General features: G+C 59.5%; 20 protein-coding genes. 1 reads left to right on the plus strand and 19 read right to left on the minus strand.

What is annotated here, in order from left to right; genetic code table 11:
* Positions 1-7 precede the first annotated feature (7 nt).
* Positions 8-2,137: a flagellar biosynthesis protein FlhA gene (gene flhA, locus FBY01_RS03530; RefSeq protein WP_083375990.1), complete on the minus strand. Its 2,130-nt coding sequence runs from the start codon at positions 2,135-2,137 to the stop codon at positions 8-10.
* A 231-nt stretch (positions 2,138-2,368) separates the two neighbouring features.
* On the opposite strand from flhA, the gene FBY01_RS03535 reads away from it, so the two are divergent.
* Positions 2,369-3,715 (plus strand): YncE family protein, encoded by a 1,347-nt coding sequence (locus tag FBY01_RS03535; RefSeq protein WP_145305770.1) that lies wholly within the window; start codon positions 2,369-2,371, stop codon positions 3,713-3,715.
* Positions 3,716-3,854: 139 nt separating this feature from the next.
* On the opposite strand, the gene FBY01_RS03540 is transcribed toward FBY01_RS03535, so the two are convergent.
* The 18 genes from FBY01_RS03540 to fliF all read right to left on the minus strand — a co-directional run bounded on the left by FBY01_RS03540 (position 3,855) and on the right by fliF (position 19,799).
* Entirely contained in the window at positions 3,855-4,517 is a 663-nt protein-coding gene (locus tag FBY01_RS03540) for a hypothetical protein (RefSeq protein ID WP_042933033.1), read from the minus strand.
* A 175-nt stretch (positions 4,518-4,692) separates the two neighbouring features.
* A complete protein-coding gene (gene flhB / locus FBY01_RS03545; protein WP_077748633.1) occupies positions 4,693-5,832 on the minus strand; it encodes a flagellar biosynthesis protein FlhB in 1,140 nt (379 codons plus the stop codon).
* Positions 5,833-5,835: 3 nt separating this feature from the next.
* The gene (gene fliR, locus FBY01_RS03550; protein ID WP_077748632.1) at positions 5,836-6,621 is read right to left on the minus strand and encodes a flagellar biosynthetic protein FliR; all 786 of its coding nucleotides are present in this window, start codon (positions 6,619-6,621) and stop codon (positions 5,836-5,838) included.
* Positions 6,622-6,624: 3 nt separating this feature from the next.
* Positions 6,625-6,894 carry a flagellar biosynthesis protein FliQ gene (gene fliQ / locus FBY01_RS03555; RefSeq protein WP_010456946.1) on the minus strand — a complete coding sequence of 90 codons (270 nt, stop codon included), beginning with the start codon at positions 6,892-6,894 and terminating at the stop codon, positions 6,625-6,627.
* Positions 6,891-7,649: a flagellar type III secretion system pore protein FliP gene (gene fliP, locus FBY01_RS03560; protein ID WP_145305768.1), complete on the minus strand. Its 759-nt coding sequence runs from the start codon at positions 7,647-7,649 to the stop codon at positions 6,891-6,893. The genes fliQ and fliP overlap by 4 nt, the downstream gene beginning before the upstream one ends.
* Complete coding sequence (fliO, locus tag FBY01_RS03565; protein ID WP_010456948.1) at positions 7,649-8,089, minus strand: flagellar biosynthetic protein FliO; 441 nt, start codon at positions 8,087-8,089, stop codon at positions 7,649-7,651. Before fliO ends, fliP begins: the two co-directional genes overlap by 1 nt.
* A complete protein-coding gene (gene fliN, locus FBY01_RS03570) occupies positions 8,090-8,548 on the minus strand; it encodes a flagellar motor switch protein FliN (RefSeq protein ID WP_042933032.1) in 459 nt (152 codons plus the stop codon).
* A gap of 65 nt (positions 8,549-8,613) precedes the next feature.
* On the minus strand, positions 8,614-9,582 hold the full coding sequence (fliM, locus tag FBY01_RS03575) for a flagellar motor switch protein FliM (protein WP_010456950.1): 969 nt from the start codon (positions 9,580-9,582) through the stop codon (positions 8,614-8,616).
* A gap of 9 nt (positions 9,583-9,591) precedes the next feature.
* Positions 9,592-10,089, minus strand: a complete 498-nt coding sequence (gene fliL / locus FBY01_RS03580; RefSeq protein ID WP_010456951.1) for a flagellar basal body-associated protein FliL — start codon at positions 10,087-10,089, stop codon at positions 9,592-9,594.
* A 210-nt stretch (positions 10,090-10,299) separates the two neighbouring features.
* The gene (locus FBY01_RS03585; RefSeq protein ID WP_145305766.1) at positions 10,300-11,676 is read right to left on the minus strand and encodes a flagellar hook-length control protein FliK; all 1,377 of its coding nucleotides are present in this window, start codon (positions 11,674-11,676) and stop codon (positions 10,300-10,302) included.
* Positions 11,677-11,781: 105 nt separating this feature from the next.
* Positions 11,782-12,129 carry an Hpt domain-containing protein gene (locus FBY01_RS03590; protein WP_010456953.1) on the minus strand — a complete coding sequence of 116 codons (348 nt, stop codon included), beginning with the start codon at positions 12,127-12,129 and terminating at the stop codon, positions 11,782-11,784.
* Positions 12,130-12,159: 30 nt separating this feature from the next.
* Positions 12,160-13,866, minus strand: coding sequence for a fused response regulator/phosphatase (locus FBY01_RS03595; RefSeq protein WP_010456954.1), 1,707 nt, complete (start codon positions 13,864-13,866; stop codon positions 12,160-12,162).
* Between the two features lie 5 nt (positions 13,867-13,871).
* The gene (locus FBY01_RS03600) at positions 13,872-14,177 is read right to left on the minus strand and encodes an STAS domain-containing protein (protein ID WP_010456955.1); all 306 of its coding nucleotides are present in this window, start codon (positions 14,175-14,177) and stop codon (positions 13,872-13,874) included.
* A 210-nt stretch (positions 14,178-14,387) separates the two neighbouring features.
* Positions 14,388-14,837: a flagellar export protein FliJ gene (gene fliJ, locus FBY01_RS03605; RefSeq protein WP_010456956.1), complete on the minus strand. Its 450-nt coding sequence runs from the start codon at positions 14,835-14,837 to the stop codon at positions 14,388-14,390.
* Between the two features lie 6 nt (positions 14,838-14,843).
* Positions 14,844-16,202, minus strand: coding sequence for a flagellar protein export ATPase FliI (gene fliI, locus FBY01_RS03610; protein WP_077748627.1), 1,359 nt, complete (start codon positions 16,200-16,202; stop codon positions 14,844-14,846).
* A complete protein-coding gene (fliH, locus tag FBY01_RS03615) occupies positions 16,192-16,992 on the minus strand; it encodes a flagellar assembly protein FliH (RefSeq protein WP_010456958.1) in 801 nt (266 codons plus the stop codon). The genes fliI and fliH overlap by 11 nt, the downstream gene beginning before the upstream one ends.
* 7 nt (positions 16,993-16,999) lie before the next feature.
* The gene (fliG, locus tag FBY01_RS03620; protein WP_007894195.1) at positions 17,000-18,019 is read right to left on the minus strand and encodes a flagellar motor switch protein FliG; all 1,020 of its coding nucleotides are present in this window, start codon (positions 18,017-18,019) and stop codon (positions 17,000-17,002) included.
* A complete protein-coding gene (gene fliF, locus FBY01_RS03625) occupies positions 18,012-19,799 on the minus strand; it encodes a flagellar basal-body MS-ring/collar protein FliF (protein WP_010456960.1) in 1,788 nt (595 codons plus the stop codon). The genes fliG and fliF overlap by 8 nt, the downstream gene beginning before the upstream one ends.
* Positions 19,800-19,914 lie beyond the last annotated feature (115 nt).

Below are 19,914 nucleotides of genomic sequence, written 5' to 3' on the forward strand. Positions count from 1 at the left end.
CACTACCTCAGCCGTTGGGCCCTACTGTCGCAACGATGGTCACTTGCTTGTTGTCAGGAATTTCCTGGTAAGCCAACACATGCAAACCCGGCACTGCCAGTCGGCCGAATCGCGACAGCATCGCGCGAACCGGACCGGCTACCAGCAGAATCACCGGTTGACCTTGCATTTCCTGACGCTGCGCCGCATCGATCAACGAACGTTGCAGTTTCTCAGCCATGCTTGGCTCCAGCAGAACACCCTCTTCCGAGCCTTGTCCTGCCTTCTGAAGACTATTGAGCAATATCTGTTCCAACCTTGGCTCCAGCGTGATAACTGGTAGCTCGGAGTCAGTCCCTACAATGCTTTGGACGATTGCGCGGGATACGCCGACGCGCACCGCGGCCACCAAAGCGGCAGTATCTTGACTCTTGGCAGCATTGTTGGCGATGGCCTCGGCGATGCTGCGAATGTCCCGCACCGGCACCTGTTCGGCCAACAACGCTTGAAGCACCTTGAGCAACTGCGACAGCGAGACCACACCCGGCACCAGCTCTTCGGCCAGCTTCGGCGAGCTTTTGGCCAGCAATTGCATGAGTTGCTGGACTTCTTCGTGACCGATCAGTTCGCTGGAGTGCTTGTACAGAATCTGGTTCAAGTGCGTCGCCACGACCGTACTGGCGTCCACCACGGTGTAACCCAGCGATTGCGCCTGGGCACGCTGGCTGATTTCGATCCAGACCGCTTCCAGGCCAAAAGCCGGATCTTTGGCGGTTATGCCGTTGAGCGTGCCGTAGACCTGCCCCGGGTTGATCGCCAGTTCGCGATCCGGGTAAATCTCGGCTTCTGCCAGGATCACGCCCATCAGGGTCAGGCGGTAAGCACTCGGGGCCAGGTCGAGGTTGTCACGAATGTGCACAGTCGGCATCAGGAAGCCCAGGTCCTGGGACAGCTTCTTGCGCACGCCCTTGATCCGCGCCAACAACTGACCACCCTGATTGCGATCCACCAGAGGAATCAGGCGATAGCCGACTTCCAGCCCGATCATGTCGATCGGTGTCACGTCGTCCCAACCCAGTTCCTTGGTTTCCATCGCGCGAGCCGGCGATGGCAGCAGCTCCTGTTGACGCTTGACCTCTTGCAGGGCCTGAACCTTGACCACGTTCTGCTTCTTCCAGAACAGGTACGCGCCGCCAGCAGCCAGGGCCGCCATGCTGAGAAAGGAGAAGTGCGGCATGCCGGGCACCAGGCCCATCACTGCCATCAAACCCGCCGCCACGGCCAACGCTTTCGGCGAGGCGAACATCTGGCGATTGATTTGTTTGCCCATGTCTTCCGAACCGGAAGCACGGGTCACCATGATTGCCGCCGCTGTCGACAACAGCAGTGATGGCAATTGCGCCACCAAACCGTCACCGATGGTCAACAAGGCGTAAACCCGGCCGGCATCACCAAAGGTCATGCCGTGCTGGAAGATACCGACCGCCATGCCGCCGATCAGGTTGATGAACAGAATCAGCAGGCCGGCGATGGCGTCACCGCGCACGAATTTGCTGGCACCGTCCATCGAACCGTAGAACTCGGCTTCCTGGGCGACTTCCATCCGGCGCAGTTTGGCCTGGTTCTGGTCGATCAGGCCGGCGTTCAAGTCGGCGTCGATTGCCATTTGTTTGCCGGGCATCGCATCGAGGGTGAAACGTGCGCTCACCTCGGAAATCCGCCCGGCGCCCTTGGTCACCACGACGAAGTTGATGATCATCAAGATCGCGAAAACTACGATACCAACCACGTAGTTACCGCCGATCACCACCTCGCCGAAGGCCTGGATCACCTTACCGGCGGAAGCATGACCGTCCTGTCCGTGGAGCATCACCACTCGGGTGGAGGCCACGTTCAGCGCCAGTCGCAACAACGTTGCCACCAGCAGAATGGTTGGGAACACTGCAAAATCCAGCGGCCGCAAGGCGTAGACGCAAACCAGCAAGACGACAATCGACAACGCGATGTTGAACGTGAAAAACACGTCCAGCAGGAACGGCGGGATCGGCAACATCATCATTGCCAACATGACCAGCAGCAACAACGGCACACCCAGGTTGCCCCGACTTAAGTCGGCAACGTTTGTGCGTGCAGTGTTGAGTAACTGAGAGCGATCCACCGGTTTTCCCCGTTCCTTTAAAGCAAACTTTTGACGCCTGAAGCAGGCGCAGAGCGGCTACTGCAAGAAGCCTTCCAACTTTTGCCGGAGCGGGGAATACGTAGTGGATTGCAGGCGCAACCTTTGTGACCACTGATCCAAAAAGCATTCGTACCTGTTAGTTCTGACAGTAGCCGTGTGCCGCGCATTGACCTTCAATGAAAGACCAATCGCAGCGACAGGAATTGCCCCATGAACAGCACACGCACGCCACTGACTGCACCGTCGGTGAAAGTTAATCTCGACACTCTCGACTGGAAAGACACCGGAATCAGGCTTGCCTCCCGCGAAGACTTCTTTCCCTACAATGGGGTGAACGTAACCATTGCCGACCCGTGTTTAGCCTCAGACAACGAACTGGAGCTACTGCTCGACGACAAAGTCATTGCTCGACACATCATCACAACTGCGGATGCGGGGTCGCCTTTGACGATCCATGTGAAGCCCGAGGACCTCACCGAAGGCCGACATGAACTGAGCTATCGAGTAAAAATCAACAACCAGCCATTTCAAACATGCGAGCAACGCGCAGAGATTCACGTTGCACTCAGGTCTCTGACAGACCTGCGCCTGGAAAAGGTGACCTCCCGTCACCACGGCCCATTTGCGCAGATCCAGATAAGCTACCCGCACGCTGCCCCCCTGGCGACGCGGGCGAACGACAATATACAGATGGTCCAGGGCATCCACGGCCTCACCCTCAACCGGGATGCTTCACGGCTGTATTTCGTTCAATCCCCGGATGGCAGCGTCAGTTATGTCCGCGCAATGGATACCCGTACTCAGACAATCGTTCACAGCTACTCACCTGAAACGGGAGGCGAAACGTTAGGTGGCCTAAGCCCGAACGGTGACCATGCTTACGTCAACAGTCGTTACTCGAATTACATTTGGGAGATCGACACTAAAACTCACGACATCAAGAAAGGCGCCGACCTCGAATCCGGCTCACCTTATATGGTGGTGAGTTCAAGCGGCGAACGTCTCTATGCCTGTAACACACTGGGAATCAATGGGTACTTGAAAGCAATCGATACAAGCACTCAGTCCGTTGTCCTGTCGCTGCCGATCAATCCGTGGCCTTTTGGCCTCGCTATCAATTCCAGCGGTTCGCGTGTGTACCTTGCCCACGGGGGCGACGCGGAGTCGGACTCCGATCCAACCGCTATTGACGTCATTGACACTGAAAAATTAAAAACTGTCGCAAGAATACCGATCACTGGATCTGCCTACTCGATGGCCCTGAACCAGGACAGTACTCGCCTTTATGTGGCCGATATCAGTGCTAGCGAAATTGCGGTAATTGATACGGCTACCAACAAAATCATCAATGTTGCCTGGAGCGAAAAATCGCCGAGACATGTGTCGGTGAGCGCCGACGGTAAGCACCTCTATGTCGTTACGTTTACCTCCGCGTTCATCTGGGTTCTGGATGCTGTAAGCCTGGAGGTTATCCAGAAAATCGATACAGGAAAGAACAACCTGAGAGAGGTGCTTGCGCGGCCTGACAACGGCATCTTTGTGCTTTATTTCTATTAGAATCCCAGGATAAAAGCCTACTCACCTGCAGTTTTCCAACTGCAGGTCTCCCTTCGCAACTTTTGCGCAGGGAGGTTCGAAACAGAAGGGCTCACGTCAGCGGTCGTCAGGCACAAAAACATCACACACCAGCGCTCAATCATCCCGCCGTCAGAATCTGCGCCTCACGGATGGCACCGAAATCAAGCGTTCTGCCAACCATGTACCGTGTACCTTTATTCATCTGCAATCCCTCCGCCTCCACCAACTCCTCCAAGGCATAGCCAAGTATGACGACTGTCCCCGGCGCAAGGGAATCACCCGCCATGTTGTGCCCCAGCAACAGGTCTAATGCCCATTGAAATTTAATGACCGGCAAATCACTCACCAGAATCGGGCGTTTTTTCGAATGGCGATAATCTACTGTGGCGACCACTTGCAGTTGCCCATCGACAAATGAGAATTCAGGTTTGTGAGGGCGTCGCTGCAAGACCCCGGCGGACCACTGATCGTTGTAGTTTTCTGGATCAGTAAAAAGGCGGCATAACTCCTCTGTGCTACCGATTTTTCCGGCCGAATCTTCTAAATAGTTGAAGCTGTCATGGCTGGCGAACCCTTCCAACGAGGGCCTGATGGCATTTTTTGGAAAGTTTAAATATCCAGGTATATGAGCATTGGCCATCTGCACAAAACACGCGAAATCCAGCGACATTCTGAATGTGACCGAATAACCGATAGCGCTTTCTGTCGGCTTATCCTTCAGAACACCCGAAACAAACTTCAACTCCATACCCTGCAGTTTTCGATAGAGACGCTCGGTCATGATTATTCCCTCTAGAACAGACGCAAACACCAATCCTTGGCGCTCCAGTCGAATGATCAGAACACCACTGCAAGGACGTTGATCGGGAGAATTCCCACGGGTATGACAGCGCAAGCGGGTGCTGACCGTCTACTGTCAGAACTAACAGGGTTGCAGAGTTTTCAGATGAACGGGATCAGGAATCACGCCGCAGATCCGGTGGGATCGGCAAGTTGTCCTTCAGCGGATCCGGGCGCTTGCCCTTGCCCGCGCGGTACTGGCGGATCTGGTAAACGTAGGCCAGCACCTGAGCGACCGCCAGGTACAACCCACCGGGGATTTCCTGCTCCAGTTCCGTGGAGTAGTAGATCGAACGCGCCAGGGCCGGCGATTCGAGCAGCAGCACATTGTTGGCCACGGCGATTTCACGAATTTTCAAGGCCAGAAAGTCACTGCCCTTGGCCAGCAGCACTGGCGCGCTGCCCTTGTCGGGATCGTACTTGAGGGCGACGGCGTAGTGAGTCGGGTTGGTAATCACCACGTCGGCCTCTGGGATGGCCGCCATCATCCGCCGCTGCGACATCTCGCGCTGCAACTGGCGAATGCGCTGTTTGACCTCCGGCCGCCCTTCCTGATCCTTGTGTTCGTCACGCACTTCCTGCTTGGTCATCAGCAGTTTCTTGTGGCTTTCCCACAGCTGCACCGGCACGTCGACGGCAGCGATGATGATCAGCCCGCAAGCCATCCACAAAGTGCTCCAGCCGACCACTTGCAGGCTGTGAATGATCGCCATGTCCAACGGTTCATGAGCAATGCGCATCAAGTCGTCGATGTCGGAAGACAACACCGCCAGCGCCACGAACAGCACGATGAAAAACTTCGCCAGGGCCTTGAGCAGTTCGACCAGCGCCTTGGCCGAGAACATCCGCTTGAGCCCCGCACCGGGGTTCATGCGACTGAATTTCGGTGCCAGGGAGCCTGCCGCGAACAGCCAGCCACCCAGGGAGATCGGGCCGATCAACGCGGCCAGCAACAAGGTGATCATCACCGGCTGAATCGCCAGCAGGGCGATCTGCCCCGAGTGCAGCAGGAAGGCGCCCATGTTGCGCTGATCCAGAATCACCTCCCGCGACAGCGTGAAGTTCATGCGCATCAGCTCCATCATGTCCTGCGCCAGGGCTCCACCGAAAACCAGCAGCCCGCCAGCGCCGGCGAGCATGACAGCCAGGGTGTTGAGCTCCTTGGAGCGCGCAATCTCGCCCTTTTCCCGGGAGTCCTTTTTACGTTTCTCCGTGGGGTCTTCTGTTTTGTCCTGACCGCTTTCGCTCTCAGCCATGACTCAGCGCGCCCGTGCCAGTTCGCGTAACAACTGCAAGGCCTCGGAGGCCAGCGGTTGATACTGATTGATGATGTCCGCCAACCCGACCCAGACGATGAACAGCCCGAGCACCAGGGTCAGCGGGAAACCGATGGAAAAAATGTTCAGTTGCGGCGCGGCCCGGGTCATTACGCCGAACGCAATGTTGACCACCAGCAACGCGGTGATCGCCGGCAGTACCAGCAACAGTGCAGCACCCAGAACCCAGCCCAGCTTACCGGCCAGCTCCCAGAAATGATTGACCATCAAGCCACTGCCCACCGGCATCGTGGTGAAGCTTTCGGTCAGGACTTCGAAGACCACCAGATGGCCATTCATGGACAGGAACAACAGCGTCACCAGCATGGTGAAGAACTGCCCGATCACCGCCACCGAGACGCCGTTGGTGGGGTCGATCATCGACGCGAAGCCCATGCCCATCTGAATGGAGACGATCTGCCCCGCCACCACGAACGCCTGGAAGAACAGCTGCAAGGAGAAACCCAGCAACGCACCGATGAGGATCTGCTCGGCGATTAGCAGCAGCGCACTCAGATCCAGCGCATTGATCGGCGGCATCGGCGGAAGGCCCGGCGCAATCACCACTGTGATCGCCAGGGCGAAATACAGGCGCACGCGAGTGGGCACCAGGGTTGTGCCGAACACCGGCATGACCATCAGCAAGGCCCCGATGCGAAACAGCGGCAACATGAACGTCGCCACCCAGGTACTGATCTGGGTATCGGTCAGCTGCAGCAGCGACGGCATGGTTTAGCCGATGACCTGAGGAATATTGCCGTACAGCTGCAGGATGTATTCCATGAACGTCTGCACCAGCCACGGGCCGGCGACGATCAGCGTGACCAGCATGACCAGCAAGCGCGGCAGGAAGCTCAGGGTTTGTTCGTTGATCTGCGTGGCGGCCTGGAACATTGCCACCAGCAGGCCCACCAGCAGACTCGGAATCACCAGCACAGCCACCATCATGGTGGTCAGCCACAGCGCTTCGCGAAAAATGTCTACCGCCACTTCCGGCGTCATGGCGACACACCGCCGAAGCTGCTTGCCAGGGTGCCGATGATCAACGCCCAGCCATCCACCAGCACGAACAGCATGATCTTGAACGGCAGGGAAATGATCAGCGGCGAGAGCATCATCATACCCATGGCCATCAGCACACTGGCCACGACCAGGTCGATGATCAGGAACGGAATGAAGATCATGAAGCCGATCTGGAACGCGGTTTTAAGCTCGGAGGTGACGAAGGCCGGCACCAGAATGGTCAGCGGTGCCTGATCCGGCGAAGCGATGTCGGTGCGCTTGGACAGGCGCATGAACAGCTCGAGATCGCTGCTGCGCGTCTGCGCCAGCATGAAGTCCTTGATCGGCACCTGGGCCTTGGCCACGGCATCCTGAGCGGTGAGTTTCTCCGCCAGGTACGGTTGCAAGGCGTCCTGATTCACCCGGTCAAACACCGGTGCCATGATAAACAGGGTCAGGAACAGCGCCATGCCGGTGAGGATCTGGTTCGACGGCGTCTGCTGCAGGCCCAGGGCCTGACGCAGGATCGAGAACACAATGATGATCCGGGTGAAACTGGTCATCAGCATGACGAACGCCGGGATGAAACTCAGCGCGGTCATGATCAGCAAAATTTGCAGGCTGACCGAGTATTCCTGAGCGCCATTGGCGTTGGTACCCAGGGTGATCGCCGGGATCGACAACGGATCGGCGGCGAACGCCGGCGGCGCGACCAGCATCAGGGCCAGCGTCAAGACGATGCGTAACGCACCCATTACTTCTTATCCTTCTGATCCTTGCCGAGTATCTTCAACAGATGCTGGGCAAACTCCGGGGTCGCTTTCTCGGTGGTGGTCGGCACTTCAATCGGCTCTTTAAGCACATGCAGTGCAGTGATCGTGCCGGGGCTCAGGCCAAGCAAGATCTGCTCATTGCCGACTTGCACCAGCATCAAACGGTCGCGGGGGCCCAAGGCACGGGAACCGACAATCTCGATCACCTGCCCCTTACCGGCCGGCCCGGCCTGCTGGACCCGGCGCAGCAGCCAGGCGAGGAAGAAGATCAACCCCAGCACCAACAGCAAGCCGAACACCAACTGCGTCAGTTGCCCGGCCACACCGCTACTGACTGCCGGCGCGGCCGCCGCCGTCGCAACCGGCTCGGCGGCCAGAACGCTGAACGGCAACGCCAATAAAAACCCCAGTACCCTCTTCACTTAGCGCAGCTTCTTGATACGTTCGCTTGGGCTGATCACGTCGGTCAGGCGGATGCCAAACTTCTCGTTGACCACAACCACTTCGCCGTGGGCGATCAGGGTGCCGTTGACCAGCACGTCCAGCGGCTCACCGGCCAGTCGGTCCAGCTCGATCACCGAACCCTGGTTGAGTTGCAGCAGGTTGCGGATGTTGATGTCGGTGCTGCCCACTTCCATGGAAATCGACACCGGAATGTCGAGGATCACGTCGAGGTTCGGACCGTCCAGGGTGACCGGATCGTGGTTCTTCGGCACGCTGCCGAACTCTTCCATCGGCAGACGGTTAGACGACGAGCTGCCGACGTCGGCGGCCAGCAAGGCGTCGATATCGGCCTGGCCGGCATCACCGGTTTCTTCCAGGGCGGCAGCCCATTCGTCAGCCAGTGCCTGGTCGTCCTGGGCGTTCATATCGTCGTTCATCATTTGTCCTCGGCGGGCAACTGCTCAATCAAGAGCAGCCAATTAATAGGGGGTTGGAGCGCCAATCAGCGGCGCTCGATCGGCTCGATCACCTGCAACGCAAGGTTGCCTTTATGCGAGCCCATCTTGACCTTGAAGGCCGGCACGCCGTTGGCGCGCATGATCATCTCTTCCGGCATCTCGACCGGGATCACGTCACCCGGCTGCATGTGCAGGATGTCGCGCAAACGCAACTGGCGACGGGCAACCGTGGCACCGATCGGCACGTCGACGTCCAGGACGTCCTGGCGCAGGGCGTTGACCCAGCGCTCGTCCTGATCGTCCAGATCCGACTGGAAACCGGCGTCGAGCATTTCGCGCACCGGCTCGATCATCGAGTACGGCATGGTCACGTGCAGGTCGCCGCCACCCCCATCGAGTTCGATGTGGAAAGTGGACACCACCACCGCTTCGCTCGGGCCGACGATATTGGCCATGGCCGGGTTCACTTCCGAGTTGATGTACTCGAAGTTCACTTCCATGATCGCCTGCCAGGCTTCCTTCAAATCGACGAAGGCCTGCTCCAGCACCATGCGCACCACACGCAGCTCGGTGGGGGTGAATTCACGCCCTTCGATCTTCGCGTGACGGCCGTCGCCGCCGAAGAAGTTGTCCACCAGCTTGAACACCAGTTTGGCGTCGAGGATGAACAGCGCGGTGCCGCGCAACGGCTTGATCTTGACCAGGTTGAGGCTGGTCGGCACGTACAGCGAGTGCACGTATTCGCCGAACTTCATCACCTGCACACCGCCGACGGCAACGTCCGCCGAGCGGCGCAGCATGTTGAACATGCTGATGCGGGTGTAGCGGGCGAAACGCTCGTTGATCATTTCCAGGGTCGGCATGCGTCCACGGACGATGCGATCCTGGCTGGTCAGGTCGTAGCTTTTGACGCTGCCGGGTTCGGCAGCGTTATCGGTCTGTACCAGACCATCGTCGACGCCATGCAACAGCGCATCGATCTCATCCTGGGACAGCAGGTCCTGCACGGCCATGTCGTGTTCCTACTGCAGTACGAAATTAGTAAAAAGCAGCTGTTCGATAACCACTTTGCCGAGTTCTTTCTGCGCCACTTCCTGGACGCTGGCCGTGGCCTTCTGACGCAACATCTCCTGGCCAACCGGGGTCGCCAGCGTGGCGAAGTCCTGGCCGGAGAACAGCATGACCAGGTTGTTGCGGATCACCGGCATGTGCACTTTGAGCGCTTCCAGATCAACCTGATTACGGCCTTGCAGGGTGATGCTCACCTGCATGTAGCGCTGGCGACCGTTCACGTTGTAGTTGGCCACGAAAGCCGGGGCCATGGGCTCGAAAATCGCTGGCTGCTTGCCGACCACAGCGGGTTCGGCGGCGACAGGCTTGCTCTGGGCACTGTGCATGAAGAACCAGGTCGCCCCCACGGACATGCCGACCGCCAGCAACAGGGCCACCACGATCGCAATGATCAGCTTGACCTTGCCTTTGGTTGCGGGTTCTTTTACTACTGCGTCGCTCTTCGCCATGCCAATAATCCGTCACTATTCGGGTTTTCACAGTCGCACGGCAAGGCAAGAGCAAGTGTTATGCCAGAAGTGTCGAGGAGGTATGGGAGACAGCGAAAGGCAATCAATTGTAGAAGCGAGGCTTGCCCGCGAAACAGGCGCCGCGGTTTATCAGCCATACCGCGTCATTGTTCTTCGCGGACAAGCCTCGCTCCTACAGGAGAGGTGTGATCAGGCGTAGTAGTCGACCGCGCTGGAGCCGATCACGCTGGTAGCGGTTGCCGCCACTTCGGCGACGGCGGTTGCGACCTCTTCATCCATGGAGTCAAGACGACCTCCATTGGCGCTGGTCCGACCGCCCTGCCCCTGCTGAGCCTGATCCTGGCCCTGGCCTTGCCAGCCACGAGACTGGTCGGACACATTGACGTCGACCTGGCCCATGCCCTGTTGCACGAACATGTCACGCAGGCGTTGCATCTGACTGTCCAGCGCTTCACGAACGCTTGGATGGGCGCTCATGAAGGTAACCTGGGTCTGCTGGTCGGGAACCATGTTCACCCGGATATCGAGACGCCCCAGTTCAGCCGGTTGCAACTGGATGTCGGCCGCCTTGAGGTTGGCGCTGGAAAGGTACATGACGCGGTTGACCACTTCCTCGGTCCAGCCGCTCTGATGCATGGCGATCGGTTGGTTGACCGGCAAGGCATTGGCGGTTTTCGGGGTGGCCGCCTGGGTCAGTGCCGCCAGACGGTTGGCGAAGTCATCGACACGGGTATCGCTGCTGGCGGACGTCAAATCCTTGAGGCCGCTATCAATCAGACCGCTGAAGGCTTTCTCGCCGCCCTGACTGGTGCTGTCCTTGTCGGCTTGCACGTCGAGCATGCTGGCCATGCCGGCGGCAAAGTTCTGCGCAGCCGTCAGCTCACCGTCAGACTGGGTCTGGGCAGCCGTGGCTTTGGACTGGGCCTGGCTGCTGGCGGATACGTGGCCGCTCTGCTCCATGGCCATGCGCACGGCGGGCAATGCGTCGAGCGGATCAGCTTCGGGATCAAAATCGCCGTCAGTGGCCGCCTCCACTGGCACAGACGCGGCAACAACAGCGGCGGCAACCGGCGCTTCAGCCTGCGGCTGTGCAGTCGTGACAACTGGCGCAGCTGTTTGCGCGGCCGGTACGGTTACCGACGGCTGTACTGCCTGCATCAACGCAGGATCAAGGGCCGGGTCGAGGCTCGGATCGACAGGCGCCGTATCGGCGACCGGCGTTTCAGCCGTCTCGGGTTGGTTGTCGCTGGCAGCTGTGTCATCGCTCGGCGCCGGTTTATCGGCGGGCAAGGAATTGCCGCTATCGGCAACCGCCCGTTCCGGGGCGGCAGGCTTGTCAGTGCTGACATCCGGTTTGCCGTGGGTTTTCGAGGCATTTTCGGTAGCCGGTTTAGCCGCTTTATCGGCGACCACAGAAGGCTTGTTCCGGGCTTGATCGGCGTAAACATCAGCGAAGCTGGACGCCTTGCCCCCTGGCTCAGCGGCCAGCGCCGGGGTATTGGCGGAGGCGACTTGAGTCTTGGCCGTCGCGGCGGCCTGAAGAAGCGAATGGGGGGTAACGGGCATAAAACGGTCTCCGCTGCACTGGGATCGTAGGTACAGTTGAGTGAGTTGATTGCAAAGGTCGAGCCAGTTCGGCTCGACAAAGGTTAAAAGCGCCGGACGGTTGCGTCAGTCCGCTAGAGAGCGCTGTCGCTCCGCCTCATACAGCGGTCGGACAATGGCGAATTCGCCGTCGATTTCCCCGACCAGCTTTTCAATACCGGCGAGGCTTTTTTGCTTGGCGCGTTGCTCAAGCTCATTGCACAGCTCAGCGAGACGAACGGCCCCCATATTGCTGCTGCTGCCCTTGAAACTATGGGCGGTGCTCATGAGTTGCGCGGCATCTTCAGCCTCTCGCAACACGCACAAGCGCTTTTCGGAATCGGCAATGAAGGTATCCAGCAACATCGGATAATCACCCTCCATGACTTCTTGCAGCGCGCTCAGCACGGCACGGTCCAGATGTGTGTCAGCCACTTGCTCACTCCTTGATCAAGAATGGGTGAATTATGCCAGAGCCTCCCAGAAAAACTCTACGCGAGCACTACGACCATCGTCGGACCAGCTCGCGCTACGGCTCAATTGACGGATCAGACTGACGCCGCGCCCCGACAGACGGCCACCGTCGACGGGACGCTCCATTACCCGCGCCACATCGAAACCTTTGCCACTGTCTTCGACCCGCACAATCAGGCTGCCGCCCTTGCCCGTCGGCACGATCTGCAAATGCACCCGCACAAAGCCGTCCTGCAACGCCTCCAGCCGCTCATTGCGCGTTTGATAATAGCGCGCAAAACCCGAAGCATCGCGCTTGAGGCTTGAATCCAGACCCAGCACGCCGTGTTCAAGGGCGTTGGAATACAGTTCTGCCAACACGCTGTGGAGCGCCCCACTCTGAGCCCGCAGACCATGGACCTCAAGCAACAATTGCAACAGGTACGGCAGCGGATTGAATCGTTTGAGTGTCGCGGCGCGAAACTCGAAACTCACCGACCAGTCCAGCGGACACGACTGGCCGCTGTCGGAATACACCGGCGCCGGAGGGCTCAATTGCTCGGCCTCCAGCAGACTGATCTCGACCATGCTCACATCATCGCGGGCCTCGCCACGAAAATCCCGCAGTGCCTGCTCGATGTCCTCGAACAGCGCGTCTGGCTGACGATTGGCCGCAAACACCTGATGCAAGCGCTCTACACCGAACAACTGATCGTTGGCATCGCAGGTATCGATGACCCCGTCGGAGAGTAGAAACACCCGATCACCAACGGCCATCGGAAACACTTCGGTGCGGTCATTGAAGGTTTGCGGGCTCAGTATGCCCAACGGCAAATGCCGCGCCGTCAACGGCGTGCGCTCACCGCTGACGATGTTGTGCAGATAACCGTCCGGCATCCCGCCGTTCCAGACTTCCACCGAGCGCCGCTGAAAGCTCAGGCACAGCAAGGTGGCACAGCAGAACATGTCCACCGGCAGAATGCGCTTGAGCTTGGCGTTCATCTCACGCAGGGTTTCAGCCAGGCCATACCCTTTGGCAGTCATGCCATAGAAGACTTCAGCCAAGGGCATCGCGCCCACCGCGGCCGGCAGCCCGTGACCGGTGAAATCACCCAGTAGCACATGCATGTCGCCGGCCGGGGTGAACGCCGCCAGCAGCAGATCGCCGTTGAACAGCGCATAAGGTGATTGCAAGTAGCGGATGTTTGGCGCACTCAGGCAGCCCGAATGCGCCACCTTGTCGAATACGGCCTTGGCCACCCGCTGCTCGTTGAGCAAGTAGTCATGATGTTTGGCGATCAGGTCACGCTGCTGCAGCACCGTGGCCTGCAATCGGCGCAAGCGATCCATGGCCTTGATCTTGGCGGCAAGGATCACCTGGTTGTAGGGCTTTGCCAGAAAGTCGTCACCACCGGCCTCCAGACACCGGGCCAGGGCCTCGCTTTCGGTCAGCGAGGTCAGGAAGATGATCGGCACCAGGGTTTCCCCGGCCAGCGCCTTGATCTGTCTGGCCGCTTCGAAACCGTCCATGACCGGCATCATCGCGTCCATCAGAACCAGGTGCGGCCGCTGCTGGCGAAACGCTTCGACGGCTTCGGCGCCGTTGGCGGCCGTCAATACCTGGTGGCCCTGACGACGGACAATGCTCGACAGCAGCATGCGATCGGCCGCGCTGTCTTCGGCGATGAGGATGGTCAGCGGTTCAAGCGACGGCTGCATGGCGGTCAAGTGATGTCGAACAGCTTGTCGAAATTGGAGATGGCGAGGATCTTGCGCACATCTGAATTGCTGTTAACGACGCGAATATCGGAACTGTCGCCACCGGCGTGATCACGGAGCAGAAGCAGCATCCCCAGCGCCGAGCTATCGAGATACGTGGCCTTCCTTAAGTCCACCACAACAGATTCCGGTTTTTTTTCGAGTTTCTCGTAAGACTCGCGAAACTCCTGATGCCGACCAAAATCGAATCGTCCTTCGATCGAAATCGTCAGCTTTTTCCCATCCGGAGATACATCTGTAACAACTGACATTTATCGGCTTCCTTGTCATGGGTAAACGTACGTGTACAAGGTTTAGCACTTGGCGGAGATGGGAGCAAGGCGGGAAGTTGTCACGCCTGTCAGACCGCCTTCGCGGGCAAGCCTCGCTCCTACGGGTTATGCGTCTACATTACTCGCAAACGACACAAAACCTGTAGAGCGTGGTTTGCCCGCGAAGAACGGTAACGCGATCCCACTGATTCAATACGGATCGTGCCGCGGCAACCGCTGGGACAATTCGTCCAGCAGCTTCTGCTCGCGCTTGTCTTCGAGCTTGCGCGCCTCGTCCATGTAGCGTTGTACAAGTTTGCGCAAACCTTCGACCCGGGCAAACGCCTGCTGCCAGGACTCGCGCGCCTTGTTCAGGTTGTTCTGGTGCCAGTTCAGGCTTTGGCGCTGCTGATCGATGGCGGTGCCCAGTTGCGCAAGAAACCCCTGATAGCCAAGCAACCACTGGCCGGAAACGCCAGTGCTACCGCGCACAATCCATTGTTCCTGGTATTCGAGACGGAAGTTTTCGAGGTCGGCGAGCTTGCTTTCCGCCACACGAACCTGGCCCTGGAAGTGCCCGAGGCGCATGACCGCGGTTTTTTCGGCCTTTTCGGCCATTTCCACCACGGGTGCCAGGCGTGCCGCGCGGCTCAGGGCCATGGCCGGTTAGCCGCCCGCTGCCGGAGCGAAGATCGAGGCGAGGTGGTTTTCGCTGGCGCCCATGCCGATGTTGTCGTTCAAGCCCTGACGCAGATAAGTGGTCATGGCGGGCTGCAAGGAAATCGCGACGTCGGTTTCACGATCACCGCCCGGCACGTAGGCACCGACGCTGATCAAGTCGCGGCTCTGCTGATAGCGCGACCAGTACTGTTTGAACATCTGCGCCCGGGCCATGTGCTCGGGGCTGACCACCGACGGCATGACCCGGCTGATGGAGGCTTCGATATCGATGGCCGGGTAATGACCTTCTTCGGCCAGGCGCCGGGACAGCACGATGTGCCCGTCGAGCACGCCTCGCGCCGAGTCGGCAATCGGGTCCTGCTGGTCATCGCCTTCGGACAACACGGTGTAGAACGCAGTGATCGAACCGCCGCCCTTCTCGGCGTTACCGGCCCGCTCCACCAGTTTCGGCAACTTGGCGAACACCGACGGCGGATAGCCTTTGGTCGCGGGCGGCTCGCCAATGGCCAGGGCGATTTCCCGCTGGGCCTGGGCGAAACGGGTCAGCGAGTCCATGAGCAACAGGACGTTCTTGCCCTTGTCGCGGAAATACTCGGCGATGCGCGTGCAGTACATCGCGGCGCGCAGACGCATCAGCGGTGCATCGTCCGCTGGCGAGGCGACGACCACCGAACGCTTGAGCCCTTCTTCACCGAGAATGTGCTCGATGAATTCTTTAACTTCACGACCCCGCTCACCGATCAGCCCGACCACGATAATGTCGGCCTCGGTAAAGCGGGTCATCATGCCCAGCAGCACGGATTTACCGACGCCGGTACCGGCAAACAGACCGAGACGCTGACCGCGACCGACCGTCAACAAACCGTTGATGGTGCGAATGCCCACATCGAGCGGTTCACTGATCGGTTCACGCTTGAGCGGGTTAATGGTCGGGCCGTCCATCGGCACCCAGTCTTCGGCTTTCATGCCGCCCTTGCCATCCAGCGCACGGCCGGCGCCGTCCAGCACCCGCCCGAGCATGCTCATGCCCATCGGCAAGCGGCCAGTGTCTGCCATAGGCACCACACGGGCACCGGGCGCAATGCCGGCGACGCTGCCGACCGGCATCAGGAACACCTTGCTGCCGGAGAAACCCATGACTTCGGCTTCGACCTGCACCGGTTGATAACTGTCGTCGTTGATGACCATGCAGCGGCTGCCCATTGCTGCGCGCAAACCTTCGGCTTCGAGGGTCAGGCCCACCATGCGCAGCAGACGGCCTTCGAGGATCGGCGCCCCCGCCAGCGTAGTGACCTCGGCGTAACTGCCCAGGCGCTTGGCGAAGCTGGTGCGATCAAGGCGCATCAGGTTCGTCCAGCGTCGGCTCGACCGCAGGTTTTTCGTCGACCGGCAGTTCCAGGCTCAGATCCGGAGCGGCCGGGTGCAAGGCCTGGTCATGCAACTGATCGAACAGCTTGGCCATGACTTGGGCGACGCGGGTTTCAACGGTGGCGTCAATGCGACTGTGTTCGGTCTCGACCCGGCAACCGCCGGGCAGCAGGGATTCGTCTTCGACGATACGCCAGGTTTCTTCATGGCGCTCGCGCAGGGCTTTGACCTGTTCGAAGTCCTGCGGATTGATGTGCAGCCGCACGTTACCCACGCCCAGCGGCAAGAGCTTGAGGGCTTCGCGCATGACGTGTTCGATTTGCGTCGAATCGATGGCCAGTTCGCGCTGAATCACCTGTTTGGTGATGTGCTGCACGAGGTCGACCAGGGATTTCTCGATCTGGGTGTCCTGCTCGGCAATGGGCTCGAACAGGTTGGCCATCAGCTGTTCCAGGCCGGCAACCTTCGGCGCCAGGACGGCTTCAGCTTCCTGACGGACCTTGAGCGTGGTGCTGTGGAAGCCTTCTTTCTCGCCGATGGCGAAGCCTTCGTTGTAAGCCTCCTGACGGATGCTTTCGAGTTCTTCGAGGGTCAGTGGCTGGACTTCATCCAGCGGCACCTCTTCCATTTCCGGCGGTTCAGGCTCGGGTTCCGGCTCGGGCTCCGGCACAAACGGATCAAAACTGGGCAACGCCCAGACATCGAAACCGGCGACGGCCTTGCCTCGGATCAGGTCGGTCTGGGACTCATCATGTTTGGACGACATAGTGACCTTAGATCATCTCTTCGCCGCCCTTCCCGCCGAGAACGATTTCTCCGGCTTCGGCCATACGGCGGGCAATGGTGAGGATTTCTTTCTGCGCGGTTTCCACGTCGCTGACGCGCACCGGGCCCTTGGCCTCGAGGTCGTCGCGCAACAGTTCGGCCGCTCGTTTGGACATGTTCTTGAAGATCTTTTCCTTGACGCCTTCGTCCGAACCCTTGAGGGCCAGCACCAGCACGTCGGAGGACACTTCACGCAGCAACGCCTGAATCCCGCGGTCGTCGACATCGGACAGGTTGTTGAACACGAACATGAGGTCTTCGATCTGACCGGACAGGTCTTCGTCGACTTCGCGGATCGAGTCCATCAGCTGGCCTTCGATCGAGCTGTCGAGGAAGTTCATGATGTCGGCCGCACGCTTGATGCCACCCAGGGTGGTGCGCGAGGCATTCGAGTTGCCGGAGAACTGCTTCTCGAGAATCTGGTTGAGTTCTTTCAGGGCCGCTGGCTGCACGGTGTTCAGCGAGGAAACCCGCAGAATGATGTCCAGACGCACCTTGTGGTCGAAGTTGCCAAGCACTTCACCAGCCTGATCCGGGTCGAGGTAGGCCACGACGATCGCCTGGATCTGCGGGTGCTCGTAACGGATCACATCGGCGACGGCGCGTGGTTCCATCCACTTCAGGCTGTCGAGGCCGCTGGTGTTACCGCCCAGCAGGATGCGGTCGATCAGGCCGTTGGCCTTGTCTTCGCCCAGTGCCTGGGTGAGCATTTTGCGCACGTAGTCGTCGGAGCCGACGCCCAGGCTGGTCTGGTCGCCGACGATGTCGACGAACTCGCTCATGACCTGTTCGACCTGCTCGCGATGGACGTTGCCCATCTGCGCCATGGCCACGCCGACGCGCTGGACCTCTTTGGGCCCCATGTGGCGCAACACTTGGGCAGCATCGGTCGAACCCAGGGACAGCAGCAGAATCGCGGCTTTGTCGACCTTGGTCAGTTTGGCGGCAACGGCTCGGTTATCACTCATCTGCGTTAATCCACTCTTTCACGACCTGGGCCACGCGACCCGGATCTTCTGCCACCAGACTCTTGATTGCATTCAACTGTGCGTCATAGCCTTCGCTCGGGCTCGGCAGCAGGATGCTTTGCGGACCACCGAGGCTGACGCGGTCGTTGCCCAGTTCGCCGTCCAGGCCGCCCATGCCACCGAGTTCCACGTCGCTGCCAATGCCGGCCAGTTGCTTGCCTTTGCCGCCACCGGTGATGTTGTTGAGCACCGGACGCAGCACACCGAACACCAGCACCAGGATGAACAAGACACCCAGCACTTGCTTGACGATGTCCCAGAACCAAGGCTGGGAGTAGAACGGAATATCGGCAATCACTTCACCACGCTCGGCGGAGAATGGCATGTTGATCACGCTGACGCTGTCACCCCGGCTCGCGTCGAAACCGACGGCGTCCTGCACCAGGCGAGTGAAGCGCGCCAATTCATCGGCGCTCCACGGCGCACGGGTGGTCTCGCCATTGGCGGCGTTGATCTTGACCTGATCATCCACCACCACCGACACCGACAGGCGATTCAAACGGCCCTGCTGTTGTTTGGTGTGGCTGATCGAACGGTCGAGTTCGAAGTTCTTGGTGGATTGTTGACGCTTGTCCGCCGGATACGGTGCCAGCATCGGCTGGCCGGTGGCCGGGTCCATGATTTGCTGACCGTTGGCATCGATCAACGGCTGGCCTGGCTGAACCATGCCGGCTGCCGCGGTGCTGCCACCGGTGGTCTGCGGCGCGGAAGCTGGCGATGGCGGCTGGTTGCTCAGGGCACCCGGCACACCTTGCGGGCCATTGCTGGCAGTGCGTTGTTCGTTGACCGACTGCTCGCTGCGCAACGCCGGCTGATCCGGGTTGAACTGCTCGGAGGTCGACTCGACAGCGCTGAAGTCCACGTCGGCCGAGACTTCGGCTTTGTAGCGGTCGTTGCCCAGCACCGGTTGCAGGATATTGTGCACGCGCTGGGTCAGCATGCTTTCCATGCGACGGCTGTAGTCAAATTGCTTACCGGCCATGGTCAGTTCGGAATTTTCCGCCTGATCCGACAGCAGGTTGCCCTTCTGGTCGACCACGGTGATCTGGGATTTGCTGAGTTCGGGAACGCTGGTCGCGACCAGATTGATGATCGCCACCACCTGACCCGGCTCCAGCGAGCGGCCGGAATACAGTTCAACCAGCACCGAAGCGCTTGGCTTGCGTTCGTCACGCACGAACACCGAGCTTTTCGGAATCGCCAGGTGCACGCGAGCGCCCTTGACGTTGTTCAGGCTGGAAATGGTCCGCGCCAGTTCGCCTTCGAGGCCGCGACGATAACGGGTCGCTTCCATGAACTGGCTGGTCCCCAGGCCCTGGTCCTTGTCGAGGATTTCAAAACCGATGTTGCCATCGCTGGGAGTGACACCAGCGCCCGCGAGCTTGAGCCGTGCACGGGACAGGTCATCGGCCTTGACCAGCAAGGCACCGGAGTTGGGTTCAACGGTGTAGGGAATATCGGCGGCGGCCAGGGTATCCATGACCTGCTTGGCGTCCATACCGGCGAGGCTGCCGTACAGAGGCCGGTAGTCCGGCTGCTGCGACCACAGCACCACGGCAAAACCAATCGCCACGCTCGCAGCCAGGCCGACCAACAGGCCCACCTGACGCAACATGGTCATCTCGGAGAGGTTTTCCAGGAAGGACAACCCGAACAGCGGCGGTTTGCCGTCTACTGGGGTGGCCTTGGCCGGAACGTTATCGGCGACTGCTTCTGCCATGACTCAATTCGTCCTTAAACCCATCCCTTTCAAGGTCTTCGGTAAAATCGCTGAAATTTCATTCAGGGATCCCCAAACGATGTGGGCCGATGTTCTAGCGCGTTTCGAGAAAAAA

It is taken from the genome of Pseudomonas sp. SJZ077 (assembly GCF_007993905.1).
Taxonomy (GTDB): domain Bacteria; phylum Pseudomonadota; class Gammaproteobacteria; order Pseudomonadales; family Pseudomonadaceae; genus Aquipseudomonas; species Aquipseudomonas mandelii.